General features: G+C 59.3%; 24 protein-coding genes and 1 pseudogene. 19 read left to right on the top strand and 6 right to left on the bottom strand.

Annotated features, from left to right (window positions below; all coding sequences use genetic code 11):
- Positions 1-196: 196 nt before the first annotated feature.
- The gene (locus QD461_RS16520) at positions 197-946 is read left to right on the top strand and encodes a 2OG-Fe(II) oxygenase (protein WP_414088688.1); all 750 of its coding nucleotides are present in this window, start codon (positions 197-199) and stop codon (positions 944-946) included.
- Positions 947-1,238: 292 nt separating this feature from the next.
- Positions 1,239-2,006 carry an SDR family NAD(P)-dependent oxidoreductase gene (locus QD461_RS16515; RefSeq protein ID WP_414088687.1) on the top strand — a complete coding sequence of 256 codons (768 nt, stop codon included), beginning with the start codon at positions 1,239-1,241 and terminating at the stop codon, positions 2,004-2,006.
- A gap of 129 nt (positions 2,007-2,135) precedes the next feature.
- Here QD461_RS16515 and QD461_RS16510 read toward each other — a convergent pair whose 3' ends face one another.
- A complete protein-coding gene (locus QD461_RS16510) occupies positions 2,136-2,771 on the bottom strand; it encodes a Pr6Pr family membrane protein (protein ID WP_414088686.1) in 636 nt (211 codons plus the stop codon).
- A 424-nt stretch (positions 2,772-3,195) separates the two neighbouring features.
- On the opposite strand from QD461_RS16510, the gene QD461_RS16505 reads away from it, so the two are divergent.
- The 10 genes from QD461_RS16505 to QD461_RS16460 all read left to right on the top strand — a co-directional run bounded on the left by QD461_RS16505 (position 3,196) and on the right by QD461_RS16460 (position 13,327).
- Positions 3,196-3,723, top strand: a complete 528-nt coding sequence (locus QD461_RS16505) for a GNAT family N-acetyltransferase (RefSeq protein ID WP_414088685.1) — start codon at positions 3,196-3,198, stop codon at positions 3,721-3,723.
- 134 nt (positions 3,724-3,857) lie between these two features.
- Complete coding sequence (locus QD461_RS16500; protein ID WP_414088684.1) at positions 3,858-4,667, top strand: DeoR/GlpR family DNA-binding transcription regulator; 810 nt, start codon at positions 3,858-3,860, stop codon at positions 4,665-4,667.
- Positions 4,654-6,189: an alkaline phosphatase family protein gene (locus tag QD461_RS16495; RefSeq protein WP_414088683.1), complete on the top strand. Its 1,536-nt coding sequence runs from the start codon at positions 4,654-4,656 to the stop codon at positions 6,187-6,189. Before QD461_RS16500 ends, QD461_RS16495 begins: the two co-directional genes overlap by 14 nt.
- Positions 6,190-6,324: 135 nt before the next feature.
- On the top strand, positions 6,325-7,965 hold the full coding sequence (locus QD461_RS16490; RefSeq protein ID WP_414088682.1) for an ABC transporter substrate-binding protein: 1,641 nt from the start codon (positions 6,325-6,327) through the stop codon (positions 7,963-7,965).
- A gap of 65 nt (positions 7,966-8,030) precedes the next feature.
- Positions 8,031-8,894 (top strand): metallophosphoesterase, encoded by an 864-nt coding sequence (locus QD461_RS16485; RefSeq protein WP_414088681.1) that lies wholly within the window; start codon positions 8,031-8,033, stop codon positions 8,892-8,894.
- A complete protein-coding gene (locus QD461_RS16480; protein WP_414088680.1) occupies positions 8,887-9,903 on the top strand; it encodes an ABC transporter ATP-binding protein in 1,017 nt (338 codons plus the stop codon). Before QD461_RS16485 ends, QD461_RS16480 begins: the two co-directional genes overlap by 8 nt.
- Positions 9,900-10,895 (top strand): ABC transporter ATP-binding protein, encoded by a 996-nt coding sequence (locus QD461_RS16475; protein WP_414088679.1) that lies wholly within the window; start codon positions 9,900-9,902, stop codon positions 10,893-10,895. Before QD461_RS16480 ends, QD461_RS16475 begins: the two co-directional genes overlap by 4 nt.
- Positions 10,896-10,897: 2 nt before the next feature.
- Positions 10,898-11,833, top strand: coding sequence for an ABC transporter permease (locus QD461_RS16470; RefSeq protein WP_414088678.1), 936 nt, complete (start codon positions 10,898-10,900; stop codon positions 11,831-11,833).
- A 50-nt stretch (positions 11,834-11,883) separates the two neighbouring features.
- Positions 11,884-12,741, top strand: coding sequence for an ABC transporter permease (locus QD461_RS16465; protein ID WP_414088732.1), 858 nt, complete (start codon positions 11,884-11,886; stop codon positions 12,739-12,741).
- 166 nt (positions 12,742-12,907) lie between these two features.
- Positions 12,908-13,327 (top strand): hypothetical protein, encoded by a 420-nt coding sequence (locus QD461_RS16460; protein WP_246806361.1) that lies wholly within the window; start codon positions 12,908-12,910, stop codon positions 13,325-13,327.
- A 118-nt stretch (positions 13,328-13,445) separates the two neighbouring features.
- Here the strand turns inward: QD461_RS16460 and QD461_RS16455 are convergent, their stop codons facing one another.
- Positions 13,446-13,724 carry a type II toxin-antitoxin system RelE/ParE family toxin gene (locus tag QD461_RS16455; protein WP_414088677.1) on the bottom strand — a complete coding sequence of 93 codons (279 nt, stop codon included), beginning with the start codon at positions 13,722-13,724 and terminating at the stop codon, positions 13,446-13,448.
- Between QD461_RS16455 and QD461_RS16450 the strand changes: the two genes are divergently transcribed.
- The gene (locus QD461_RS16450) at positions 13,614-14,180 is read left to right on the top strand and encodes an aldehyde dehydrogenase family protein (RefSeq protein WP_414088676.1); all 567 of its coding nucleotides are present in this window, start codon (positions 13,614-13,616) and stop codon (positions 14,178-14,180) included. The genes QD461_RS16455 and QD461_RS16450 overlap by 111 nt on opposite strands.
- A gap of 90 nt (positions 14,181-14,270) precedes the next feature.
- Here QD461_RS16450 and QD461_RS16445 read toward each other — a convergent pair whose 3' ends face one another.
- Positions 14,271-15,497 carry an MFS transporter gene (locus tag QD461_RS16445; protein WP_414088675.1) on the bottom strand — a complete coding sequence of 409 codons (1,227 nt, stop codon included), beginning with the start codon at positions 15,495-15,497 and terminating at the stop codon, positions 14,271-14,273.
- 173 nt (positions 15,498-15,670) lie between these two features.
- On the opposite strand from QD461_RS16445, the pseudogene QD461_RS16440 reads away from it, so the two are divergent.
- Both QD461_RS16440 and QD461_RS16435 read left to right on the top strand, forming a co-directional pair.
- Positions 15,671-15,847 (top strand): annotated as a pseudogene (locus QD461_RS16440) (LysR family transcriptional regulator); the annotation flags it as partial.
- A gap of 48 nt (positions 15,848-15,895) precedes the next feature.
- On the top strand, positions 15,896-16,567 hold the full coding sequence (locus QD461_RS16435; protein WP_313206310.1) for a LysR substrate-binding domain-containing protein: 672 nt from the start codon (positions 15,896-15,898) through the stop codon (positions 16,565-16,567).
- An 88-nt stretch (positions 16,568-16,655) separates the two neighbouring features.
- On the opposite strand, the gene QD461_RS16430 is transcribed toward QD461_RS16435, so the two are convergent.
- The 3 genes from QD461_RS16430 to QD461_RS16420 form a co-directional block, all read right to left on the bottom strand.
- Entirely contained in the window at positions 16,656-17,372 is a 717-nt protein-coding gene (locus QD461_RS16430; protein ID WP_414088674.1) for a GntR family transcriptional regulator, read from the bottom strand.
- Positions 17,373-17,476: 104 nt separating this feature from the next.
- Positions 17,477-18,682 (bottom strand): amidohydrolase, encoded by a 1,206-nt coding sequence (locus tag QD461_RS16425; RefSeq protein WP_414088673.1) that lies wholly within the window; start codon positions 18,680-18,682, stop codon positions 17,477-17,479.
- Positions 18,683-18,721: 39 nt separating this feature from the next.
- Positions 18,722-20,089, bottom strand: coding sequence for an amidohydrolase family protein (locus tag QD461_RS16420; protein ID WP_414088672.1), 1,368 nt, complete (start codon positions 20,087-20,089; stop codon positions 18,722-18,724).
- 159 nt (positions 20,090-20,248) lie between these two features.
- On the opposite strand from QD461_RS16420, the gene QD461_RS16415 reads away from it, so the two are divergent.
- The 4 genes from QD461_RS16415 (at position 20,249) to QD461_RS16400 (ending at position 25,539) form a co-directional block, all read left to right on the top strand.
- Positions 20,249-21,820: an ABC transporter substrate-binding protein gene (locus tag QD461_RS16415; protein WP_414088671.1), complete on the top strand. Its 1,572-nt coding sequence runs from the start codon at positions 20,249-20,251 to the stop codon at positions 21,818-21,820.
- A 130-nt stretch (positions 21,821-21,950) separates the two neighbouring features.
- Positions 21,951-22,916 carry an ABC transporter permease gene (locus QD461_RS16410; RefSeq protein ID WP_184706101.1) on the top strand — a complete coding sequence of 322 codons (966 nt, stop codon included), beginning with the start codon at positions 21,951-21,953 and terminating at the stop codon, positions 22,914-22,916.
- A complete protein-coding gene (locus tag QD461_RS16405) occupies positions 22,916-23,815 on the top strand; it encodes an ABC transporter permease (RefSeq protein ID WP_414088670.1) in 900 nt (299 codons plus the stop codon). Before QD461_RS16410 ends, QD461_RS16405 begins: the two co-directional genes overlap by 1 nt.
- Positions 23,815-25,539, top strand: coding sequence for a dipeptide ABC transporter ATP-binding protein (locus QD461_RS16400; protein ID WP_414088669.1), 1,725 nt, complete (start codon positions 23,815-23,817; stop codon positions 25,537-25,539). The genes QD461_RS16405 and QD461_RS16400 overlap by 1 nt, the downstream gene beginning before the upstream one ends.
- The last annotated feature ends 222 nt before the right edge of the window (positions 25,540-25,761 follow it).

The raw sequence follows: 25,761 nt of genomic DNA, 5'->3' as shown, positions 1-25,761 counted from the left end.
AGGTAGGTGCCCCGTAGGCCCAGTGTCTGATCCCCCAGGCTTTTTGAGCACATCATCGTAAATGATGATCGTTGCGCGGATCTTCCCTGCCCATTGCAAATCGGGTGGCGGAGAGTTTCGTCTGGACGCTAGGGTTTGGCTTCTCGCGCCGATGCCTGATGGGCCGGCCGCGATCCACTCAAGCCGAGGATACGCCATGAATAGCCCGCGCCCCACCATTTCCCCCGCATCACCAGAAGGATCTGCAAAGGCTCGGGTCGATGCCTATGATTGGCGCGCCCTTACCGGCGAACTAGACGGGTTTGGCTGCACCGTTCTTCCAAAGCTTCTCACGCCCGCGGAATGCAGCGCCCTTGCCGGCCTTTATGCCGAGGAGCAACATTTCCGCAGCCATATCGTCATGGCGCGCCATGGCTTCGGAAAGGGCGAATATCGCTATTTCAAATATCCCTTGCCGGGGCTGCTGGACGGATTGCGCACCGCACTTTATCCGCATCTAGCCGGTATCGCCAACGGATGGAACGAACGTATGGGTATCGCGGAGCATTATCCCGACGAACACGCCTCTTTCCTGAAGCGGTGCCATGAAGCCGGCCAGACGCGCCCGACGCCCCTATTGTTGCAGTATGTGCCGGGAGATTTTAACTGCCTCCACCAGGATCTTTACGGCGATCTTGCATTTCCCATCCAAGTGGCAATCCTGCTTTCGGAACCGGGTCGGGACTTTACCGGCGGCGAATTCGTGTTGACCGAGCAGCGCCCGCGCATGCAGAGCCGGGTGGAGGTGGTCCCGCTTCGGCAGGGCGACGCCGTCGCCTTCGCTGTCCATAATCGGCCCGTTAGCGGGACGAAGGGAAATTATCGCGTCAATCTCAGGCACGGTGTCAGTCGCGTCCGTTCGGGGATGCGGCATACCGTCGGCATCATCTTTCACGACGCACGCTAAAAGCCGTGAACTCGTCAGGTAGTGATGCCGTCCAGATCCGCAACTGGGTTGGATGAATTGCCGCGTTCCGCGTCGCGGCAATTGAGCCGCCGAGAGCTAGTCCGATTGCACGGCATTTACCTCACAAGGCAAATGCTTTTCGCCGGCATTCTTGCTTCGGGCGGGCTTGAAGTGCAATTGTTCCAAAGGCGTGCCGACAGGTTTCGGATCTGAAGAAACCTTCGAAGGCGTTGAGCGACCTCGCGGGCGGCAAGCAGCCCGCGGCAAATTAGGACTAGAAAGAGGGGGATGTATGACGGATAGGCTCAAGGGCAAGATTGCCATCATTTCAGGCGGCGCCACGGGGATGGGCGGAGCTGCCTCGCGCCTGTTCGCGGCGGAAGGCGCTAAAGTTGCTATTATCGACCGAAATGGTGATGCGGCGGCGGAAACGGTGCGGTCGATCCGCAACGCCGGCGGCATTGCTGACCATTGGGTGGCGGATGTTTCGGACGAGGAGGCCGTGAATGCCGCCGTCAAAGGCATTGAAGGGCGTTTCGGCGCCGTGACCGTGCTCTTCAACCACGCGGGCACCATTGTCATCAAACCGTTTCTCGAAACCACGCTTGAGGAATGGGAATGGTTGCATGGCGTCAATGTGCGGTCGATGTTCCTGATGACCAAGGCGGTCCTGCCGGGCATGATCGCGGCCGGCGGCGGCTCGATCGTCTGCACCTCTTCGATCTCGGCGGTTGCGGCAACGCCGATGGAAGTGCTTTACGATACGACGAAGGGTGCCGTGCATATGTTTGCACGCGCCATCGCCGTCGAGTTCCGCGACCGCAACATTCGATGCAATGCGGTCTGCCCGGGTTTCATCCGCACGCCACATGGCCTGCGCGAAGTCGCCGAGCTGCAAGCGCTCGGCGTCGACGTCTCCGATGCCGCAATCGCTGCGCAGCAGGGCCGCATCGGCGAACCGGAGGATGTCGCGCGGGCAGCTCTCTATCTGGCGTCCGATGAATCCAACTTCGTCAACGGCGTCCATCTGTTCGTCGACAACGGTTTTACGGCAATCTAGCCATCGAGCGCGTTGAACTCATCCGATAGGGCGCTTCTCATTCTTTGGAGCAGAAGCTGCCCTATCCTATTGTTTCTTCGTGACCTTCAAGTGGAAACGCACTGTGTGTCTTTCCTGAAAATGCCGCATCTATTCGGGTTGCGGCGCCCTTTTACCAAGCCTTGCCGCCATGCGATCGACAAGGGTGATCGTGCCTCCGAGAAGCAGGAAGAGTATGCCCAGGAGCGCCATGTTGCCCAGAACCTCCTGGAGACCGACATCGTTTACGTCCAAAAAGGGATAGGGATAGAAGCCCGAGAAATAACCATGGACGAGCGAATACGCCGAGTAGAGCGCCGGAAAAAGCAGCCACCAGAATGCATCTCGCCAGGTTAGCCTGCCGCGCTCGACAAAGAACAGCCAATCAACCGCAGCAAGCAAGGGGATGCAATAGTGAAGCAACTGGTCTGCCCGCAGCTGCCAGCCGCGCGGGTGCCAAACATCCTTCAACATCCAGAAATAGACGCCGCCAGCAACGCCCACATAAAGAAGGATAGCCGTTTTTGTTGACGAGCGTCTGGCCCATCGCCCAATCTGGGATGGTGGTGCGATCTCCGCCGCCAGCAAGGCGACGACAAGCAAAATATTGGACTGTATCGTAAAATAACTGAGGAAATTCGTCGTCAATCTGACGCGTGAGACATGCGCCCCAGGTATGATGGCAACATAGGAAATCACGATCCCTGTCAGCGCAAGCAAGGCAAGCAAACAGCGGCAGAAACTCACAGAACCTTTCATGGACATTGGGACCCGCAAAACTCCGAGGCAGGCCGCAAGCCCGCGCAAGCAAACACACGCACCAGCCATACTGGCCAATTCGACAGGATCTGTCTCTAGCGCATCATTTCGAAAATCGGAACAATTTCCGACGGAATGATTGGACGCAAGGCACGGCCTTTGTGGGCGAGACTGGCATCTCTTCCAATGTGGTAGTTTATGGACTGCTGCCCCTCAGAACGACCGAACACACAAAGTTCAAATAAATTTCACGCAACTGTAATTTTGCGCGCCCGTTGATCTTGTAATAGCGAGGGCAGAAGTCGAATGGCTGGAGACTAACCTCCTTATAGTGAGAGCACCCTCGTCCGACTACGCCGACCGATCAGATCTCGTCCGCCTCCATATCAAAACAGCCATTCGAGCATTGCATATGAAAAATCCGGCACTCTCCAGTTTCACCATTCGCCCCTGGATGGAAACCGACTCCATAGCCGAGATGACGGCATTGCTTCATCGCGCCTATAGCGGCCTTGCGAGCATGGGGTTGCGATTTATGGCGACCCATCAGAGTGAAGAGGTTACGGCCAAACGCATCGCCGAAGGGCAATGTTTCGTTGGCGTGATGGGCGGGACGATCCGGGGCACGATCCTGTTCAAGAACATGGGCCAGACCAAAGGCTGCGACTGGTATGACCGGCCAGAAGTGTCGAGCATTGCCCAATTCGGTATAGAGCCCGGCCTGCAGGCAAACGGACTTGGCCGGCAACTTATCAACTTCGCCGAACAGCAGGCGATCGCAAGTGGCGCCAGAGAATTGGCGCTCGATACGGCCGAGCCGGCCACGCATCTTGTCGATTGGTATTCTCGCCTCGGATTTCGCTTCATCGGCTACGAACAGTGGTCCCACACCAATTATCGCAGTGTCATGCTGAGCAAGGCCCTCCCCACCGGAATCTAGGGCGGCACATATCGAATGTGGAACTTTGTGTGATAATGTTGATATGAAAACTACTATGACGCAAACTTCAATAAAATGTCACGTCACTGTAATCTCGAACCTCTAAGTCTCGTTCCCGAAGCAAGGAGAGACTTTTGTCGAAACTTCCAGCAGCCGGCAGGCATCAGAACATTGTAAGCCTCGTTAACGGCGGCCATGGCATGTCGATCGCGGCGATGGCCGAAGCTTTCGGGGTCTCGACCGAGACGGTACGGCGCGATTTAGTGGCGCTTGAGCGTAATGGCGCGCTGCGCCGCGTCTATGGCGGCGCGATCCCTTCCGACCGCAAGGCGCCGCTCGAAGAGCGGGTATTGATGGAGCGGGCCGGGAAGCAGGCCATCGGTCGCAGGGTCGCCTCGCTGATCGAGGCCGACCAATGGATATTCATGACGGGTGGCTCGTCGGTGCTGGCTGTTGCAGAGGCGATGCGCGATGGTCCGACGGTTTCGGTAATGACCAATATGCCGGCTATCGGTGAAGCGTTGCAGGCAGGTCAGCGTCACCGCGTTCATTTCACCGGCGGCGAATATAACGCGTCAGCCAAGATGCTGATGGGAGACGAGGTTTTCGATGCGATCGAAAATTGCAGCTTCGATCTTTCCATCGTTGGCGTGTACGGTCTCGACGAGCGCTTCGGCCTTGTGGAGGAAACCCGCCACAATATGCGGCTTAAGCTGCAGATCGTCAGCCAGTCGCGCGACGCGATCTATGTGGCCGACCACACCAAGATCGGCGCACCGGGTCGCTACCAATCAATACCCTTCAAGGACATTGGCACTTTCGTCACCGACGAACAACTTGCCCCCCATTTTACCGCTTTGCTCGCGGAAGCCGGTACCAACGTGCTTTACCCGGACACAGCGGTAAATTCACTTCCTGCAGCAGAGGCGCATGACCATGAGTGATATCGCCCACGTCATCATTCTTGGCGTTGATGGGCTTAGGCCCGACCAGATCAATGCCCTGACCATGCCGAACCTTCATGCCCTCAAGCAAAGGGGCGTTGTCAGTAGCGATCATCGCACTGTGTTTCCAAGCGAAACGCGCGGCGCGCTGTCGGCGCTTGCCAATGGTGCAAGACCCGAAAGTACGGGCGTGCTGGGTAATGATTTCTACGCGCGTAGCGGCGGCGGCAGACTTGCCGGTACCGACACCATTCATGACTGGCGCTATGGCGAGGCGCATTACGCCGGCGGCATGGTGCGCACGGTCAATCTCAGCGAAACCCTCGCCAAAGCCGGCAAGTCCTTCGCTGTCGTCACGTCAAGCGGTCAAGGTTCCTTTACGGCACTCAATTGGAAGGGAGCGGATTTCGGTCAAATCGGCTTCAATGTCCGCCACCCCCAGCTCGCCTTTCCGCATGATCTCGCCATCGACATCATGGCGCGCCACAAGGTCCCAAGTACCGGCTTCGAACGCGGCGCCGAGGCAAAGGCCATCGATATCTTTGTCAATTCCATCTGGCCGGCCAGAAAGCCGAGTGCTTCGATCATCTGGTTGACCGAGGTCGATAGCGCCTCTCATCTCCATGGCCTCGGCGCCGAGGGGCAGCTAGAAAGCCTGCGCCAATGCGACGCGGCAATCGGTGCTCTCCTCGATTGGCGTGAGCATCAGCCGGAGCGCGAGGCGATCGCCGTCTTCATCACGTCCGATCACGGTCACTCGACATCATCGCGCTTCATCAATCTCGATGATGCCTTCAAGGCGGCCGGCATTCGTGCGGCCACACGCTTCGACGACGGCATAGACATCATCTTCCGCCGCGGTCGCGCTCCCGGCCTGTGGCTGCGTCGATACGACAAGGGACTGCTGCAGGCGGCCTTCGATGCTCTCGTCGCTCAGGACTGGTATGGCGCAAGCTTCACCCGAGCCATCGAGCCCGGCTCGCCGCTTGGAACGATCGAGGGAACGCTGGCGCTGGAGCTGACCGGCGCCGCGCACTACCGCGCCCCTGATCTTTATCTCAACCTTGCCGGCGACGACGAACCGAACGAATTCGGAATACCCGGCAGGTCGGTCTGCGATGTCGGCAACTACAAGATCGACGTCGGCGGCGGCACCCATGGCGGCATGCATCTGGCCGAGCTGACGGCCGTGCTGATTGCCGATGGCGCAGGCCTCAAGGCCGGCGGTCAGGTCATCACCACCCGCACCGGCATTACCGACCTTGCCCCGACGAGCCTGCATATGCTGGGCGTCACAGCGCCGGACACCATGACCGGTCGCGTGATGCATGAGCTGCTGGATCACGGTGAGGTAGTTGCCGCGCCGGTCATTGAAGAGTTTACGGCCACAGCGCAGGGCAAGGCCTCACATCTGCGCTTTGGTCGCATCGGATCACAAAGCTATGTCGACGAGGCTTGGGCCTCGCCGGCAACTATGGTTTCCAACCAGTCGACAAGGCTTGTCGGATCGCCAGCCGAATAACGCGTACCGTTTCTAGGACCCATCGCGCTGCGGGTTATCTCGCGGCGTCCATCGATCGCGCCAGCCTGTCGAAATCCTCTTCGGCGGATCACGGCGAAGCCATGCCGCGGGCAAGCGGCCTCACCGGAGACCTCAATGCACACGACTTTTAAGACCTTCGCTCGAGCTGCCTTGATAAGCAGCCTCTTCCTCGGCGCTGCTTCATCTGCACTGGCTCGGGATATCACCATCAACGTTGCCGTCCAGTCCATGGGCACGGCCGGTTCGATTGAAATCAACGAGAACAACGGTACGGCGGCGCGCAAATTCCAGAATTCGGTATTCGAACAGCTTATTGCCCTTAATCTGCAAGACCCCAAGCTCGCTTTCAAGCCGGGGCTCGCCACCGAATGGAAGTGGATTGACGACAAGACGCTCGAATTCAAGCTGCGTCCGAACGTCAAGTTCCACAACGGCGATATCATGACCGCCAAGGATGTTGCCTTCTCCTTCTCCGACGAGCGCTTTGGCTTGCTGCCGGCGCAGATCGCGGCTCGCGACAAGGGCGAAACCACCTTCACCCGCGTCGACGGCAGCAAGGGTATCGTGCCGCCGGCGACCGTTGCCGCCAGCCGCGCCTCCGAATGGCCATTGCTCGACCATGTCGAAGCGGTCGATGACCTCACCGTCCGTATCGTCATGAAGAAGGCGACGCTTGACACGGAAGCCCGCCTCGCCCGCGTCAATTATGCCGGTGTCATCTCCAGGCGCGGCTTTATGGAAGCTGCAAGCTGGAACGCCTGGGCAGCCAAGCCGATCGCAACCGGCCCCTATAAGGTTGAAAAGCTGGAGCCCGGTTCAGCCGTTCATATGGTCGCCAATGGCGACTACTGGGGCGGTAAGCCTCCGATCGACAAGCTCAATATCCTTATCGTGCCGGAAGCCGCCAGCCGCGTGAACGGTCTTATGTCGGGCGAATATGACATTATATCCGATGTCGGTTCCGATCAGGTTCCGATGATCGAGGGATCCTCCGATTTCAAAGTCGTCGGCGGCCCAGTCGCCAATGTTCGCTTCATTGCGCTTGATGAAAACAATGGCCCGCTCAAGAACGTCAAGGTGCGTCAGGCGCTCAGCCACGCCATCGACCGCAAGACTATTGTCGACGCGCTCTGGGGCGGTCGGACTGCAGTGCCGCAAGGCTTCCAGCATCCGCTATTCGGGGATCTGTTCGCCACCGGTCACCAGACCTCAAGCTATGATCCGGAGCTCGCTAAGCGGCTGCTGGCCGAGTCCGGCTACAAGGGCGAGGCGATCACCTATCGCGTTCACAATAACTACTACCCCAACGAACTGACCATCGCACAGTATAACCTCGAAAATCTGCGGGCCATCGGCTTCAATATCGATTTCTCGGTCATCGACAATCCCAATGACCCGAGCCCCGACCGCATGATGCAGGATCTCTCGAACACGGCCTATTTTGCGTTTCCGGCAGCACTTCTCGCCAATAATTGCCCGAACGGCGTCTACAACTCCAAGACCAATCCGAAGGGCGGCATGTGGCAAAACGACGAATTCGATGCCCTCTGCAACGTGCTCAACACCTCCACCGACCGTGCCGAAGTCAAGAAGGCCTTCTCCCGCGCACTCGACATCCTCGAGAATGAGGATCCCGGCATGATCGTTCTGCACCAGAACGCCATTCTCTACGGCAAGAAGGCAAACATCGAATGGGCACCATCCGCCATGTTCGCGATGGATTTCACGCCCGGTCATTTCGCCGTCAAAAACTAAAGAGACCGAGCGGGCGGGCGCATCCGCGCCCGCCCGCGGCATTCCCGACCTGCAGGACGAATTTAGTGACCAACCCTTTCATGCGGCAGCCCCTCCCGATCGACCTGAGCCGTGGCGGCTGGAACCATTTTCGCGATGTATCGCCGGCCGATACCAAGAATGTGCGCATCTATGCCATCGGCGACATTCACGGCCATCTCGATCACCTGCTGGCCATGCAGGTGGCCATCGATGCCGATCGTGCATTGCATCCGATTGCACGTGCAGTCATCGTTTATCTCGGTGATCTGATCGATCGTGGTCCGCATTCCCGATCGGTCATCGAACGGGTCGCTGCCCAGCAAAGTGAAGCCGACGAAAGGACTTGCGTCGTCTGCCTCAGCGGCAATCATGATGCCTGGCTCAACGAGTTCTTAACCGATGCGACCATTTTGCCGCTCTGGGGCCGCAAGGGCGGGCTCGAGACCCTTGCATCCTATGGCTTCTCTCCCGAGGAGGTGCTGCGCGCCATGGCCAATCCGGCGGCGGCCGAGGTCGTGCGATTGGCGCTGATCGCCCGCATGCCGCAGCAGCACAGAGACTTCATTGCCGGGCTGCCGCTATCCTATCAACTGGGCGGCTACTTCTTCGCCCATGCGGGTGTCAATCCCGACCGCAGTCTCGCGGACCAGCGCAAGGAAGATCTGACATGGATCCGCGACCGGTTTTTGACTTCCACGACCGACTTCGGGAAGGTCGTAGTGCATGGTCACACGTCAGGTGCTTCCGTTGAAAGCCTCCCCAATCGCATCAATGTCGACACGGGAATCTACGCCACCGGTGTTTTGAGCTGCGTGGTGCTCGAGGGTGTCGCGCGGCATCTCATCACCATCGATCGTAACGCCTTGCGCGCGCTGCGCGAGCAGCAGATGGAACCGCAACATGGCTGACGCTGTCCCGCTTGTTGAAATTTCTAATCTATGCGTCGATTTCAGTGGCCGGCATCATGTCGCGCGTGCGCTGCACGGCGTCAGCCTGTCCGTTCGGCGTGGCGAGACGCTTGGCATTGTCGGCGAGAGTGGTTGCGGCAAGTCGATCACCTGGATGGCAAGCCTCGGTCTGCTTGGCGCCAATGCCCGGGTCGAAGGTTCGGTGAAACTGGACGGCCGTGAAGTGCTCGGATTGGCCGAGCCGGAACTCAATGCGATCCGCGGCGGACGCGTGGCCATGATCTTCCAGGATCCCGCCAGTTCGCTCAATCCACTGCACCGGGTCGGCTGGCAATTGACCGAAGCCCTGGCGCTACATCGGAACATGCATGGCGGGGAAGCCCGCAAAGAAGCTGAACGCCTGCTTGACCGTGTCGGCATTGCCAATGCCTCGCGCCGGATGAGCGAATATCCGCATGAGTTTTCCGGCGGCATGAACCAACGCGTGATGATCGCCATGGCCTTGGCCGGAGATCCTCAACTTCTGGTCGCCGACGAGCCGACGACGGCGCTGGATGCGACCATTCAGGCGCAGATCCTCGACCTGCTCGATGATTTGCGGCGCGAGCGCAACATGGCGCTCGTGCTGATCTCTCATGACCTCGGCATGGTGTCGGAAATGACCGAGCGCGTCGTCGTCATGTATTGCGGCCGGGTCGTCGAGGACACGCCGACAAAAGCGTTATTCGCCAGGCCTGCTCATCCCTATACGCGCGGCCTGATCGCCGCTCTGCCTGACCTTGAAGGGCCGCGCCGCAGGCTGACTGCCATCCCAGGCACGGTGCCGCCGCCTGACCGGCTGCCTACCGGCTGCCCCTTTGGCCCTCGCTGTTCCCTCGCAACGCAAGCCTGCTCGCTTGCCGTGCCGATGCTCCGCACCGTAGGCGGCCAGATTAAGCATCGCGCCGCCTGCATGCTCATTGCACCCTCAAGCATGCCGATCCATGCCGCAGCAGGAGTCTATTTGTGAAAGGCGCGCTCAAAGTCCAAAATCTGAGCCGTAGTTTCAAGCTGCGGCAACGCGGCCTATTGTTTTCCGCGACCAAACGGCTGAAAGCCGTCGATGGGATTTCCTTCAACGTCGCACCCGGCGAAATGCTTGGCATCGTCGGCGAGAGCGGCTGCGGCAAGTCGACGACCGCCCGGTTGCTGCTCGGACATATTCCAGCAAGCAGCGGCGAGATCCGCTTTGGTGGCGAAAGGGTCAGCGCCAGGGTAGACGCCAATTGGCGCCGCATGCGCCGGCACATGCAGATGGTCTACCAGGATCCGCTTGCAGTGCTCGACCCCCGCATTCCTGTGGGGTACCAGATCGAAGAACCGCTCATCGTCCATCGGCCGGACCTCTCAGCCGCCGACCGCAAAATGCTTGTCGCAGACGTCATGGGGCAGATCGGCCTGCTAGCCCATCATGGCAGTCGCTATCCGCATGAAATGTCCGGCGGTCAGCGCCAGCGTGTCATCATCGCACGCGCGCTCGTCCTCAACCCGGAACTGCTTGTCTTCGACGAGCCCGTGTCAGCGCTCGATGTCTCGGTGCAGGCGCAGGTTCTCAACTTGCTTGAGGATATTCGAGCCCGCATCGGCTTTACCGGCGTCTTCGTCAGCCATGACCTCAAGGTGATCCGTCAGATCGCCGAGCGAGTCGCCGTGATGTATCTCGGACGCATCGTTGAGATCGGGGATGTCGAAGACATCTTCGCCAACCCGGCTCATCCCTATACCCGCGCGCTCGTTTCGGCAGTACCTGTACCCGGACGCAGCAGGCGCAGTCGCATCGTCCTGAACGGAGATCCGCCGAGTGCGGTGAACGTCCCGAGCGGCTGTCCATTCCATACCCGCTGTCCGCAGATGCGCGCCACCTGTCGATCCATCCGTCCCAATCTAGTCGAAACGGGCGGGCGAGCAGTGGCGTGTCACCTAGTCAACGATCCCTCCCCCTCCGGTATCGAGGCGATTTGAGCATGGCCCAGTTCGTTCTCTCCAGGTTGTTGCGGGCGCTGATGACGCTGTTCATCATCGTTACCTTTGCCTTCTTTGTGATGCGCCTGTCTGGCGATCCCCTCAGCCGGTTTTTCGATGTCGCCACGACGCCGCCCGAGGTCATCGAGGCATTCCGCCGCCAATGGGGTCTCGATCAGCCAATCTGGGTGCAATTCTATAAATATCTGGGCGCCGTACTGCACGGCGATCTCGGAAATTCGATGCGAGAGAACCGGCCAGCGCTTGATGTCGTACTCGACCGGCTTCCAGCAACGCTTGCCGTCATGGCACCGACACTGGTGCTGAAGACAGCGCTTGGCCTTCTTGCCGGGATTACCGCTGCACTCTATCGCAACTCTGTGTTCGATCGGCTGATCATGTCGATCTCGGTGCTAGGCTTTACCGTGCCGACCTTCGTCCTTGCCCTTGTATTGGCGCTGATCTTTGCGGTACAATTGCGTTGGCTGCCATCGGGGGGCTATGCGACCCCGCTGCACATGGTATTGCCCATCGTGACACTATCCATCGCCGGGGCAGCGGTCATTGCGCGTTACGCTCGCTCGGCCATGGTCGAGGTGCTCGGACAGCCTTTCGTAAGGACCGCCCGTGCCAAGGGCGTACCATGGGGGAAGATCGTCACTCGCCATGTCCTGCCGAATGCGGCCGTGCCCATCGTCACCATCTTCGGGTTTATGCTTGGCTCGATGGTTGGCGGCGCTGTCGTGGTCGAAAGCGTGTTCTCATGGCCCGGGATTGGTCGCCTGCTGATCTCATCGGTCACCTCTCGCGACCTTGCCGTGGTTCAGGTGATCCTCCTGCTGATCGGCGTGATGATGGTCATATCCAATTTTACGGTTGATCTTCTCTACGGCGTCATCGACCCGCGTATGCGCACCCCGCACCAGGTCGAAACTTAGGAGCATTGCCGATGACTGCAGAAGTCGAAAACGCAGCTGCCCCAGGCGGCATGGTGCAGCGAAAAAGCGGCCTCGATGTCTTTTTTTCGACCTGGCCGCCGCTGGTGTTGATCGCCATCTTCTGGCTCGCGCTGATGCTCTTCGTCGCGCTATTCGCCTATTGGCTGACGCCCTATGATTTCATGGCCACCAACGTCCTTGCGCGCCTTCGCCCGCCTGCCCTTTTTGGCGGCACGTTCGAGCACCTCCTCGGTACGGACCAACTGGGACGTGACGTCTTCTCCCGCGTCATAGCCTCGATCCGAATATCGATCATCATCGCGGTGGCAGCCACCATCATCACCACTATTATCGGCGTGACGCTCGGATTTCTCGCTGCCTATTTTCGCGGCTGGGTCGATCAGGTGATCCTGATGCTGGTCGATGCCCAGCTAGCCATGCCTTTCATGATCATTGCCATTGCCGTACTGGCGTTTTTTGGCAATTCACTTGTTATCTTCGTGCTGCTGCTCGGCCTCAACGGCTGGGAGGTCAACACCCGCATTGCGCGCAGCCTTGCCATATCGGCCAACGCGCGAGGCTATGCCGTGGCAGCGCGCGACATCGGCGCATCACCGGCGCGCATCTATCTCAGGCATATTCTTCCCAATATCGCGACAACCATCATCGTCGCTATGACGCTCAATATTCCTGGTGTCATCCTGCTCGAATCGAGCCTCTCCTTCCTCGGGATCGGCCTTCAGCCGCCGCAAACGAGCCTCGGCAACATGGTCGGCTATGGTCGCGACTACATTCAGTCGGCCCCATGGATCATGTTGACGCCCGCAGTCATCATAGTGCTCACCACATTGTCGGTATCGATTGTCGGAGACTGGCTGCGCGACAGGCTGGACCCCACCCTAGGGTGACTGGCACGATCTGACGCCTTCGACCAAGCTCTCAATATCCAGGTATGAGTTCGAGATCCGCGAGTGACAAAGCACGAAGCTACTCAAAATGAGCCTCTGCGATTGAAGCAAAAGATGCGATGCTTGCGAGAAACCAAGACCCTCAGTGATTCCCTCAAGGATTAAAATGCGCCGCCTTCTCCTTTCCAGCGTCCTCAGCATCCTCATGGCCACAGCCGCTTTCGCCCAGCAGGCGGACCACTATACGGCAATGAGCAATACCGCCATCAGTGTTACCGGCGATGTCTGGATGGATGATTTCAGCATCAAGTTCGAAAACGGCGAGACGCTGGAATTCTCCGACCTTGTCGCGGATCATTTCAATGTGGATGGCCGCTCTGTGCCGGCATCCGTATATCGCGTCAAAGAACCTGCTGATCCTGAACTTCAGAACGACAACCAGCTCTGCGGTTCAGGCGATGTCACCTTTGTCGCAACATGGGCCGAAGGTGAGGGAACGACCGCAATTGCCGTCTTCACGAGCGAGCGAGCCCCCAAGAGCAACGGGCAGATGTGCGCGCAATATTCGTATGAGGATCCGAAATAGCGCGAGCGCGGATCAGGTCGATCGAGCGATTTCGATCTAACCACCGTATCGACCAGCATTCAAAGTTATTAGGCAGCCTGGATCGCTAAACGGCTCTGATCGTCAGTGGCTATCTGATTCATGTATTGTCCGGGCAAATATCCCGCTCGCCGTGAAGCACGCGCCGGACATCGATATGGTCCGGTTGATCACGGTAGAAAGCGATATAGGGATATCGCTGTAGGGAAATACTACGCAGCTCAGGTAGTCCCAAATCATATCCAAATCGCAGTGAGCCTGCCTGTGGATGCCTTGCGATGAGATCGTAGGCGACCTCGAGAGCGTCAATGAAGCCGGGAGCAAGTTCAACGCCGGGCTCCTGCAGATAGTGATCGAGGCCTTCATTCACCCTGCGCATCTGGACAAGGTCGCTGAATATGTCGAGCAAGGCAAGGCTGGCGGAGCGCAGCTACTGGTTGGCGGCAGCAAGTTCTCCGACGCCGGAGCCTTGTACCCTCCGACGATTTTCACAGACGTCATCCCGCAAACGGCCATTGCCTGGGACGAGATCTTTGGCCCGGTATTGACCACTTTTCTCTTCAGGACCGCAGAGGAGGCCATTCGCAACGCGAATGACGCGCCTTACGGTCGTTCCGCCTGTGTCTGGTCGATGAACCTGTCGACCGCGTTCCAGGCTATCCGTCGTATCAAAGCAGGCCGAAGCTGGATCAACGGCATGGGTGGCGGCGCTCCGCAGCTGGCAATCGGCGGCCATAGACGGAGCGGTGTCGGCCGCGAGCTCGGCAAGCACGGCTTCAGCGAATATTCAGAGCTGAAAAGCACTCACGCTTCGCTCTCTGCTCTGCCGGGATAGCGCCCCGGACCAGACGGACTACGGCAAGGCCACACGCAGGTTCCCGTGTCCGGCCTTGCCGCGTCGAAACTCATTCAGTCATTGCTGTGGTCAGTTTGAGCAAGCATCTCGTGCCAGGACCTTGTTGACCCCGAGAACCACCACGCCGAAAGACACGGCCAGCATCGCAATGATAACCCACGGGAAGGATGTCGGGCCTATTTCATCGAGCAATATTCCGCCCGCAGCCCCGGCGGCGGCAACGGCGCAATTCCAGACAGTCGTATTCATTGACAAGGCAACATCCACAGTGTTGCCGGCAAATCGCGCCAATATGGTTTGCGTCAACGTCGCAAAGCCGCCGAACGCCAGCCCCCATGCGAAAACGGCGGGATAAATTATCGCCGGCATTGCGCTGCAAATGCCGAGCAGCAATGCAGCAAAAGCGAAGATGGCGACGCTTGCAGCGATGAGAGGACGCAGCCAACGATCGACAGTTGCGCCGACGCACCACAGGCTCACAAAAGAACCCAGTCCGAAGATGAGGAGAGCCGTACCCGCATCTCTCGACGGAGCAACCGACCCGAGAAATGGCTCGATGTAGACATAGAGAATGCTATGCGCCGCCACGAAGGTGAAGACGACGAGGAGCGCCGGTCCAATTCCGGCCGTCAAGACTATGGTGACAAGGGACGGACGTTCACCCTTCTTCTGGCCCGGGAAATCGGGCAGGACGGCGAGGCCGCAGACGATCAGAAGAACGGCGGTTGCCGACATGATGCCGAAAGCACCTTGCCAACCGATGATCCGACCAAGAAGGGTGCTGGCGGGCACTCCGAGCACGAGGGCGACCGCAGCCCCGGCGCCGGATATCGCGATTGCCCGCCCGCCTAGATGCGTCGGCGTCATGCGGACGGCATATCCGGCGAGCAATGACCAAACCACACCGCCGAATACACCCGCAGCGAAACGCGCCATCAATGAGATCACATAGTTCGTTGACAGCGCGGTGATCAGATTGACGACGGCGAACCCGGCAATCGCGGCAAGCATCAATGGCCTGCGGCGCACACCTTGGGTCAGGGCCGTTACAGGAATGGCTGCGATCAATGCACCGCAAGCAAAAGCGGTGATGAACTGACCCGTCAGGCTCTCGGAGATGCTCAGGCCCTTTGCCATCGACGACAACAGTCCGGCCGGCATGATTTCCGTCATGAGCGTCATGAAAGCCGCACCTGCAAGCGTGAGCAATCCCGCGAGCGGCAGCTTGTCCGTTTGGCAGGAGCTGCCGGCAGGTGGGTCATCAGTGCGAATGGCCGGAGCCTGACTTCTCGTCATTTGAGTGTTCCTTTAATAGATCTGCGGGACAGCGCCAGCCGTTGGGGCAGTCATCACATAGCGATGCTCAGCCGAGCGCCTGTTTCGACGGCAAAGGGTAAAGGGTCGCTTTTAAATGAAAAATATGCTTCAATTCATTTCACTTATGAATATTTGTCGCTTATGGAGTTGGTATGGATCGTCTTGGCTCCCTGGCCGCATTCACGGAGGCTGCCGATTCCGGAAGCTTTACCGAGGCCGGCCGCCGACTTGGCATTTCGGCGTCGGCCGTAAGCAAGGCCGTCCTGCGCTTGGAAGAACGCTTACAGACGAAGCTCTTCCACCGATCGACACGCAGCGTCACGCTCACGCCTGAGGGCCGTCTGTTTCTCGAACGCTGCCGGCGCATTGCGGCCGAGATGGAGGCTGCCGAACTGGACCTTGCTCAAATCCACGAGGCTCCACGCGGCAAGCTTAAATTCAGTCTTCCATCGGCGGGGATGCCGTTCATGTCGATGCTGGCAGAATTTCAGAAACGCTATACGGAAATCGAGCTCGACATCGATTGCTCTGATCGGCTGGTCGATGTGATCGATGAGGGTTTTGACGTGGTGCTGCGTACCGGTCGTGCGACCGATTCGCGACTGATGTCGCGGGTTGTAGGCGCCTATCGTCAGATCGTCGTCGCGGCACCCGATTATCTCAATCAAAGCACCGTTCCAGAAACCCCCGAGGATCTGAAACAGCATGCCTGCATAATGTACCGGCAAATCGCGACGGGTAAGCTTCTTCGATGGCTCTTCCGTGATGGCGACGCCGCAATTGATATCGAGCTACCTGCTGCAACGATTACCAATTCACTTGAGCCGCAGCTCGTCTTTGCAAGGCAGGGAGCCGGGCTGGCCTTTCTGCCCGACTTCGCGGTTGAGGACGACATCGCGCGCGGTACGCTGGTGAAAGTGCTTGATCGATATGTCGGAGACGCGACAACACTGCGCCTCCTATGGCCATCGAACCGACATCTGGCACCCAAGGCCCGTGTATTCCTGGATTTCGTGGGCGAACAGCTGTCTCTCAAATTGCGCGCGTAGGGAGCGACAAAGCGCTCCGCCCACGCCATCTCTCATTTCTACTCCTCGAGAGCAGGATGTGCGGTACTCGCGAGTTGTGAGCAGGCTACTACAGCCCCTCCTCACGCGCGTAAGCGCTCAACAGGTCCGGAAAGTCCTTCTCCGGTGTCGCCTTCAACAAGGCACGGGTGGTGATGGCCTCGATGTGATCCGTCATTAAGGTTCGTACCTTGTCGCGATCGGCGCTGGCGAGTGCTGCGATCAGCTCCCTGTGCTCCGAGACGGCACAATCGGGGGAATGCGGGCGGCCGTAGAGCGAAAGGATAAGCGACGAGCGCGAAACGAGCTCGGTGACATAGCGTGACAGCGCATCGTTCTCGGTCAATGTGGCGAGTAGCACGTGGAATTCGCCGGAAAGCTGGATCGAGGTGGAGGCGTTGTTGGCCCTCGCACTATCTTCTGCATCGACATGCGCTTCCAACTGGCGGATCTGCTGCGGTGTCAGCTTGCCGACCAGCGTTTCCACCACCATCGCTTCTAGGACGCTGCGCACCGCCAGGATGTTGCGCCCGTCCTCGAGGCTCGGTTGAGCAACGCAGGCGCCCTTGTGCGGGCGCTGTTCGATCAAGCCTTCGCCATTGAGCCGGGCAAGCGCCTGCCGAACGATCGTCCGGCTGACGCCGAGGCGATCGCCGATCGAATCCTCCGGCAGCTTCGTTCCTGCCGCCAGCGCCTGGTCGAGGATAGCACGCTTCAAAGTGCGGTAGACGGCATCCGACTTGGAGACCGCCGATTTCTGCTTCTTGTCATTGGAATTGTGCGCCATGATCATCCTGAACTGAAATATCCGAGAAGGCCAACGAGGAAGAACGTCTCAAATCGGACAGCGGGCAGGAACCATTCTTGCCATGTCCGAAGCCTTTGGTGTGTTTAACGAGTCAGATCCTGCACATGCGAAAGCTGATCGCTCGGCACACCATCGCGCACCACGATGCGACCGCGGCGGATGACCGTTCGCCGCTGAGGCGTCAGCGCGACCGCTTCGGCTAGAGTGCGTGCGGGCACGAGGACGACGTCGCCATGAGATCCGCTCGAAAGACCGTAGTCGGCAAGAGCGATACCTTCCGCCCCGCCGAAGGTGCAGATACGCGCCGCCTCAGCCAGATCGGTATCGTTGGTCATGCCATTGCGCTGCGCCAAATATCTAGCCCGCTCCAGCATGTCGCCATTGCCCCATGGTTCCCACGTGCCTTGGATGCCGTCTGATCCTGAGGCCAGCACAATTCCGGTCCGGCGCATCGCCCGCAGCGGCAGCGCCGGCGCAGATGGGCTGCCGACCGTCATGATGGCGACGCCTTCAGCAGCGAGCAGATCGATGAGTGCCTGCTGCCTTCCCGCGTCCAGCATGCCGAGACAGTAAGCGTGGCTGACCATGACCTTGCCCCGCATCGAAAGGGCGCGTGTTCGCTCAATGATCAGTTCGAGACAGAAGGCGCCAAGGTCGCCCGGCTCGTGCAGATGGATATCGACCGGCTTGCCATGGCGCTCCGCGAGCGCAAAGATTGCATCCAGATGGCGTATCGGATCACGGTCTATGCTCGCCGGATCGATGCCGCCGACAATGTCGGCGCCTGCTTTCAGCGCCGCGTCCATCAGATCAAGCGTCCCATCCCGCACCAGCATGCCACTCTGAGGAAAGGCGACGATCTGCACATCGACCAGATCTTCGAAGGCATTTCGCGTCTCGACGACGCCTTCTATGTTGGAAATGCCGATTTCCGTGTCGACATCGACATGACTGCGGATATGCAGCACACCAAAGGCCAGCGTTTGCAGGATCTGCTGGGCGGCTTGCCGGCGTGCGTCGATGCCAAGTTCTTGTTTCGCCCGCCGGTCGGCGATTATTCGCTGGTTTCTTGTCGGGCCAACGCGGTTCTCGAACCAATCCATACCGATCAGATTCTTGTCGAGATGCGTATGCGCCTCGACCAGTCCGGGCAAGGCGATGCAACTGCTACCATCGACCTCGGCCACCGCTCTATCCGGTCGACTGTCGGCAAAGCGGCCATTCACGATGTAGAGATCCGTCCTCTCGCCACCGAATGGGCTGACGTTGCGAATGAGAAGCTCGTTCATTGCATAGTCTCCAATCAATCCTCGGGTTGAGCTACGCCCTCATGCGAGCGCCATACGTTCCGTCATCTGATGAAAGGCGCGCTCGGCACGTGCCAGGATCGCATTTTCGTCGTGCCGGACCAGACGCCTTGAGCGCATGAGGACCTGACCGCCGACGATCGTTGTATCGACATCGGCGCCATTGGCAAAGCGGGCAAGCCGCTGGACCGGGTTGGCCGGTGGAAAGAGATGTGGCTGCCTCATGTTGACGAGGATGATATCGGCACGCTTGCCGACCTCAAGCGACCCGATCTCCTCATCCATCGAGAGTGCACGCGCGCCCTCGATAGTCGCCATCTCCAGAAGCTGCATGGGTGGCAGAACCCCGTCATCCTTGAAGTGCCGAGCATGATAGCGATGTGCCTGGAACATATTGCGGAACATATCGAAGGGCCGGTCAGGTGCGGCGGCGTCCGTGCCAAGCGAAACCGTCACGCCGGCCTCCATCAGCTCCGGCGCCGGGCAGCGGCCGAACACCGACATCAGGGCGCTTGGATTATGTGCGACTTTGGCGCCGGTCCTCGTCAACACGGCAAAATCCTCCGCGGTGAGTTCAATACAATGCGCAAGCAGCGAGCGATGATCAAAAAGATCGAGCTCCGCTGCGTTGGCGGCAATCGAACCTTCGCGATGACCATCCTGGATCAGTAGCACGCCTTTCTCGCGCGCAAGATCGCGGGCCTGCCGTGACAAATTACATACGATCTCATTCTCCAATTCGTTCGCGTCGAACACAGGAAGCGACACCGCAATCCGCAGGCAATCGTTGCGGCCAGCCCAGGCGTCGATGAGTTCGGCGCATACGGACAATTGCCGCATCGGATCCACGACGACATTTGTATACGATCTGTGTGTATGATTGCGGTATAGGTGAGAGCCATTTGGCCGGTTTGGCCCCACGGCAAGCACTTCGCGCACCCCCATATCGGCGATCGCTTCGAGATGAGCGTGAGCGGCGTCCGCAGTTTCGGTTCGCATGATATCGGGACCGCCGCCGAACAGTAGGGCTGCGGTCGTCGTGCCGCATCTGATGCGCTCAAATGCCGAAAGCGCCGCCTCTGCCGCCCAGAACTCGATATCGGTAGCTTCCGCATAAATTCGGCCGGTAATCTCCATCCATTGGTCAGAATCCTCGCCTAAGCCCTTGGTTAGCATATGTCCGGCATGCGCATGCGTGTCGACGAAGCCGGGCATCACCACCATGCCCGCCGCATCAATGCGTTCAGCGGTCGCGGCTGCTTCCGACCGAGGATCGCCGACAGAGACGATACGGCCGTCCTCGATCAGGACATCCGCCTTTTCAAGAACGCGGCCCTCCGCATCCATTGTGACAACAACGCCATTTGTGATCAGAAGCGATTTCGTCATCCGGCCCTCCTCCTTCGACATGATTGCGAGTCTTCCACGACATTTCGTGAAATCAGATCCCCGCATCTTGAAACTGTGCACATCATATGTATACTAAAGTTTGGGAGCAATCGTATACGTAAAATCTATTACAATGTATACGTAATATGGGAGGATAGCGTGAACAATTATCTGAAGACCCTGTTGGCGGGGCTCGCCATCATCGTGCCGCTGACGACGCCAGTGCTTGCAAAGACGCTGCGCTGGTCCTCGGCTGGCGACGTCATCTCGTATGACCCGAACGCTCAGGTCGACAGCTTCACCCAAAGCGTCCATCACATGGTGTTCGATCCGCTGGTGCGCAGAAACAAGAACCTGCAACTCGAGCCGGCGCTCGCCACTTCATGGGAGGTCATCGAGCCGACGCGCTGGCGCTTCAAGCTCAGGCAGGGCGTAAAATTCCATGAAGGCCAGCCCTTCAATGCCGACGATGTCGTCGCAACCATCCTGCGCGAAATCGACCCCGGCGCGCGCAACCGCGAGAACCTGCCTGCGGTGATCGGCGCCGAAAAGGTCGATGACTATACCGTCGACATCATTCTGCGCGGCCCCTACCCTCTGCTGCTCAACGACCTTGCCGCTGTCTACATCATGAGCAAGCCGTGGATGCAGCAGCACGACGCTCTGAAGCCCGGCAACGCCTCGACCGGCGTTGTCACCTACGCCAGCAATCACGCCAACGGCACCGGTCCGTTCAAGCTCGTCAGCTACGAGCCGGATTCAAAGTCGGTTTTCGCGGTCAATGCAAGCTGGTGGGACAAGCCCCAACACAATCTGACTGGCGTGGAATATCGCCCGATCGCGTCGAATGCCACGCGTGTCGCGGCACTCCTTTCGGGCGAACTGGATATGATCGCCCCGATCCCGCTGCAGGACATCGACCGCGTCAGCAACACGCCCGGCCTGAAGGTGGTCGAGAACCCGTCGCTGCGCGAAATCTTCCTTGGCCTCAACTTCCGGCCTGAGCTCCATGCCATGCCGGGCAAGCCCAATCCGCTCCTGAACGTCAAGGTGCGCCAGGCGCTTTGGCATGCCATCGACCTGAACACGATCCAGAAGCGACTGATGCGTGGCAAGTCGCGCATCTCTGGCATGCTGGTCGCGCCAGAGGTCACGGGCTACGACAAGTCCATCGACGTTCCGCTCACCTTCGATGTGGCGCAGGCAAAATCACTGATGACGGAAGCCGGATTTCCGGATGGGTTCAAGATCGGCCTGAATTGCTCGAACGATCGCTATATCGCAGATGAGCAGATCTGCCTGGCGATCGCCTCCATGTGGGCCAAGATCGGCGTCAAGGCCGAGGTCGCCGTCGAAAGCAAGACCACCTACTTCCCGCGCATGGACAAGGGTGATCTGGATGTCTACATACTCGGCTGGGCCTCGCTGCCGCCGATGGACGGCTATAGCGTCCTGCAGTCCCTGCTTGCCACCAATGATGGCACCTATGGCGGCAGCAATCCGAACGGTCTTTCTGACCCCAAGATCGATGCATTGGCACGCTCAGCTTCGACCGAACTCAATGAAGGCAAGCGCGTCGACATGTTGAAGGAAGCATTCAAGATCGCCCACGATCAGGCGCTCTATCTGCCGCTTCATCAACAGCCGGTCGCCTGGGCCATGAGCGACAAGGTCGATATTCCTCAGTTCGCTGACGAATATGTCCGTCCCTGGTTCGCACAGATGAAGTGAACCGATAGCTCCGTTGCGTCATGTGATCCCGGACCAAGGTTTTCGGGATCACCCGCAAGGCAGGATGCAGTCAAGCAACGCGTTCTTTTGGGCCTCAGAGCCTAGTCGTGCGCCCGTAAGGTTTATTCCTATGATCAGGATTTTAACGACAAGGCTGCTGCAGGCCGTCCTCGTGATGGTTGCTGTGATCGCAATCGCCTTCATCATGTTCCGGTTCGTCGGCGACCCGGTCGCCGCAATGGTCCGCGAAGGCGCAAGCCAAGCCGAAAAGGACGCTCTGCGCGCCGTTCTTGGCCTCGACAGGCCGCTCGTTATCCAGTTTCTCAACTTCGTCGGGCGCGTATTGCATGGTGATCTGGGTACAAGTTTCCGCTATCAGCAACCTGTCGCCACATTATTGCTGAGCCGGCTTCCCGCTACGCTGGAATTGGTGATTGTCGCCACGATCATGTCGCTTGCCATTGGCATTCCGCTCGGTGTCGTCTGCGCTCTGAAACCAAACGGAGCGCTTTCCCGGCTGACCCAATCCTTGACGCTTGTCGGCATCTCAATGCCGACCTTCGTTACAGGATTGCTGCTGATCCTCGTTTTCGCCGTCAATCTGCGTTGGTTGCCCTCCTCCGGGCGTGGTGATGTCGTCGATCTCGGCTTCTGGCAGACCGGATTTCTGACGCTCTCCGGATTGAAGTCACTCATCCTGCCATCGATCACGCTCGCTCTTTTCCAGTTGACGCTCATCATGCGGTTGGTGCGCTCGGAAATGATCGACGTACTCTCGTCGGACTATATCCGCTTCGCCTTCGCGCGCGGCCTGCCGCGCTCCTATATCTATGGGCGCCTGGCGCTGCGCAACGCGCTGATGCCCGTCGTCACCGTAACAGGTTTGCAGATCGGCCAGCTCATCGCCTTTGCGATCGTCACCGAAACGGTCTTTCAGTGGCCCGGCATGGGCCTGCTCTTCACCAATGCGGTCGGCTTCCCGGACATTCCTGTTCTATCCGCCTATCTCCTGTTCGTCGGCTTCCTGTTCGTTCTCATCAACACAGTCGTCGACATTCTCTACATCTTCATCGATCCCCGGCTGAGGACACGATAATGGCCAGGCAAGCTCAACTCATCCAGCGTCTCCCCCCGGTTTCGGTCATCATCGCCAGCTTGGTGCTCGCGACGCTGCTGGTACTTGTGGTCTTCGCGCCGATGATCGCGCCGATGGATCCGCGTGACGTCTCCTCCTATTCGCTCATGGATGCGGAGATTCCGCCCGCCTTCATGGATGGCGGTGATCCGCGCTTCCTGCTCGGCACCGACAATCAGGGCCGCGATCTCGTCTCGGTGATCCTGTTCGGGCTGCGGATATCCGTACTGATCGGCATCGGAGCCGTGCTGTTCGCCGCCATGATGGGCGTTCTTCTTGGCCTGATCGCCGGTTTTTTCGGCGGCAGGGTCGACAGCGTCGTGATGCGCATTGCCGATGTGCTGGTCAGCTTTCCGACGATCCTCGTCGCGCTTCTCATCAGCGGTGTCGCCAAGGCGCAGCTGAGCGCCGACACCGTTCTGACCTGGGCCCCCGCCATCCTGGTCTTTGCGATCGCCGTCAACGAGTGGGTGCAATATGCGCGCACCGTGAGGGCATCCTCCATGGTCGAGGTGTCGCGGGACTATGTCCGCGCGGCTAAGGTGATCGGACTGCCGTCGCGCCGCATCATGATCCGCCACATCCTGCCGAACGTGATCAGCGCCGTCATGGTCATTGCCACCATTAACCTTGCCGGCGCCATTCTCACCGAAGCGACCCTGTCCTTCCTCGGTGCCGGAATGCCGCCGACCTATCCCTCGCTCGGCACGTTGATCCGGATCGGCAATGAGTTCCTATTTTCCGGCCTCTGGTGGATTGCCGTCATGCCAGCCACCGTTCTGGTGATCCTCGTTCTCGCCGTCAATATCATTGGCGACTATCTTCGCGATCGCTTCAACCCCAAACTGATGGCACGCTGATGATAAACGTACAGACACCTGTCCTCGACATCAGGAAATTGCGGGTCGAGTATCCCCTTGCCAATGGCGAGACGCTGGCGGCGGTTAACGATGTCAATCTGACCATTGCTCCGGGCGAGATCCACGCGCTGGTCGGCGAGTCCGGTGCTGGCAAGACCACCGTCGGCAATGCGCTCATGGGCCTGCTGCAGGCGCCGGGCCGGATCGCTGCCGGATCGATCGTGATCGCCGGCAAGCCCATCGATGTGCATACCGGCCGCACCGAAGGCATCGTACCCGGCCGCGATGTCGGCGCGATCTTCCAGGATCCCATGACCAGCCTCAATCCGCTGTTTACGGTCGAGAGCCAGTTATGCGAGGGCATGCTGACGCATCTGAACATCAGCCGCCGCGAAGCCCGCGCCCGTGCGCTCGACCTGATGCGGGCCGTCGGCATTCCGGAACCGGAACGGCGATTGGGCAGCTATCCGCATCAGTTGTCGGGCGGCCAGCGCCAACGCGTTGTCATCGCCACTGCGCTTGCCTGCAGTCCCAAACTGCTCGTCGCTGACGAACCGACCACGGCGCTTGACGTATCTGTGCAGGCGCAGATCCTGAAACTTATTCGCGATCTCGCCAACGAGCGCCGGGTCGGCGTTTTGCTCGTGACGCACAATATGGGCGTCGTCGCCGAAATCGCCGACCGCGTGACCATCATGCAGAACGGCTGTGTGGTCGAGAGCGGACCAACGCGCGAGGTGCTGACCGCGCCGAAGGCGCCTTATGCCCGCACGCTGATTGCTGCCGTTCCGCCGATCGATGTCAGGCTCGACCGCCTGCCGGTTCCAAGCGAGGAAACCAAGGTCACGCTCGATGCGCGTGAAAGCGTGCGCCGCAAGAGCGTCGAAACCGGCGCGGAAACGACCGACGACATCGTGCTGAACATCCGCAATCTCTGTGTGGAATATGGAAAGCGCTCGCTCCTGGCTGGCCGCAAGTCTTCGATCTTCAAGGCCGTGAAGGACGTATCCTTCGACGTCCGTCGCGGCGAAATCTTCGGTCTCGTCGGCGAGTCCGGTTGCGGCAAAACCACCGTCGCGAATACGATCGCCGGGTTGGTGCCACAGAGCTCGGGCGACATCGACTTTCAGGGAAAGCCCCTTGCCGGCAGCCGCGATCAATCCGTCCGCCGCGCGATGCAGATGGTATTTCAGGATCCATATTCGGCACTCAATCCGCGCCTGCGGATCAATTCGGCGATCGCCGAGCCCATCCTCTTCTACAGGCTTGCGGCGAATAAAGAGGAAGCGAGACTGGACGCAAGGACGTTGCTTGAGGCCGTCGGCCTGCCGGGTGAAGCCGGCGCGCGCTTCTCACATGCATTTTCAGGCGGCCAGCGTCAGCGCATCGCGATCGCCAGGGCGCTGGGGCCACGACCAACAATGCTCATCTGCGATGAACCGACCTCGGCGCTCGACGTCTCTGTCCAGGCCCAGATCCTCAATCTCTTGAAAGATCTGCGCGACCTTGCCGGCCTGTCGATCCTCTTTATCAGCCATGACCTCGCGGTCATCCGGCAGATGTGCGACCGGGTTGCGGTCATGAAGGCTGGCGAGATCGTTGAGCTCGCAGACACGGAAACCCTGTTTTCCGCGCCGAAGCATGGCTATACGCGCGAGCTCTTGCGCCTGGCGCCCTCGCTCGATCGCATCTTTTCCAGGGCGGAGACCGTGGCAAGCGCGTGAGGCGCGCAAGCAGAGAGCCTCCCCATCTAATCGGGTTACCCGCAGTCGTCCCGTCACCGACATGCCCCAAAGGTGACGGCGGCCGACCCAGCCGCTGTCGCGCCTTGCGGCAGTGGCTGGGTGACTTTGAACTCCAGGCCGCTGATCTCCTGCTCCCTGGCGATTGCAATCTTCGCGGTCGGCATTGTTCCGCGGCTTTTGCGATGTGTATCCTGCTTTCGT

It is taken from the genome of Rhizobium sp. BR 314, from assembly GCF_047445805.1.
In the GTDB taxonomy this organism is placed as follows: domain Bacteria; phylum Pseudomonadota; class Alphaproteobacteria; order Rhizobiales; family Rhizobiaceae; genus Rhizobium; species Rhizobium lusitanum_B.
Note: the sequence above shows the minus strand (reverse complement) of the source record. Positions and strands in the feature narration are given on the sequence as shown.

Bases quoted from the DNA above. Each gene is read 5' to 3' on its own strand.
- QD461_RS16520 (WP_414088688.1), top strand. From the start codon at position 197: ATGAATAGCCCGCGCCCCACCATTTCCCCCGCATCACCAGAAGGATCT.
- QD461_RS16515 (WP_414088687.1), top strand. From the start codon at position 1,239: ATGACGGATAGGCTCAAGGGCAAGATTGCCATCATTTCAGGCGGCGCC.
- QD461_RS16505 (WP_414088685.1), top strand. From the start codon at position 3,196: ATGAAAAATCCGGCACTCTCCAGTTTCACCATTCGCCCCTGGATGGAA.
- QD461_RS16495 (WP_414088683.1), top strand. From the start codon at position 4,654: ATGACCATGAGTGATATCGCCCACGTCATCATTCTTGGCGTTGATGGG.
- QD461_RS16490 (WP_414088682.1), top strand. From the start codon at position 6,325: ATGCACACGACTTTTAAGACCTTCGCTCGAGCTGCCTTGATAAGCAGC.
- QD461_RS16480 (WP_414088680.1), top strand. From the start codon at position 8,887: ATGGCTGACGCTGTCCCGCTTGTTGAAATTTCTAATCTATGCGTCGAT.
- QD461_RS16470 (WP_414088678.1), top strand. From the start codon at position 10,898: ATGGCCCAGTTCGTTCTCTCCAGGTTGTTGCGGGCGCTGATGACGCTG.
- QD461_RS16465 (WP_414088732.1), top strand. From the start codon at position 11,884: ATGGTGCAGCGAAAAAGCGGCCTCGATGTCTTTTTTTCGACCTGGCCG.
- QD461_RS16460 (WP_246806361.1), top strand. From the start codon at position 12,908: ATGCGCCGCCTTCTCCTTTCCAGCGTCCTCAGCATCCTCATGGCCACA.
- QD461_RS16450 (WP_414088676.1), top strand. From the start codon at position 13,614: ATGCCTTGCGATGAGATCGTAGGCGACCTCGAGAGCGTCAATGAAGCC.
- QD461_RS16455 (WP_414088677.1), bottom strand. From the start codon at position 13,724: ATGCGCAGGGTGAATGAAGGCCTCGATCACTATCTGCAGGAGCCCGGC.
- QD461_RS16445 (WP_414088675.1), bottom strand. From the start codon at position 15,497: ATGACGAGAAGTCAGGCTCCGGCCATTCGCACTGATGACCCACCTGCC.
- QD461_RS16435 (WP_313206310.1), top strand. From the start codon at position 15,896: ATGGAGGCTGCCGAACTGGACCTTGCTCAAATCCACGAGGCTCCACGC.
- QD461_RS16430 (WP_414088674.1), bottom strand. From the start codon at position 17,372: ATGGCGCACAATTCCAATGACAAGAAGCAGAAATCGGCGGTCTCCAAG.
- QD461_RS16425 (WP_414088673.1), bottom strand. From the start codon at position 18,682: ATGAACGAGCTTCTCATTCGCAACGTCAGCCCATTCGGTGGCGAGAGG.
- QD461_RS16420 (WP_414088672.1), bottom strand. From the start codon at position 20,089: ATGACGAAATCGCTTCTGATCACAAATGGCGTTGTTGTCACAATGGAT.
- QD461_RS16410 (WP_184706101.1), top strand. From the start codon at position 21,951: ATGATCAGGATTTTAACGACAAGGCTGCTGCAGGCCGTCCTCGTGATG.
- QD461_RS16405 (WP_414088670.1), top strand. From the start codon at position 22,916: ATGGCCAGGCAAGCTCAACTCATCCAGCGTCTCCCCCCGGTTTCGGTC.
- QD461_RS16400 (WP_414088669.1), top strand. From the start codon at position 23,815: ATGATAAACGTACAGACACCTGTCCTCGACATCAGGAAATTGCGGGTC.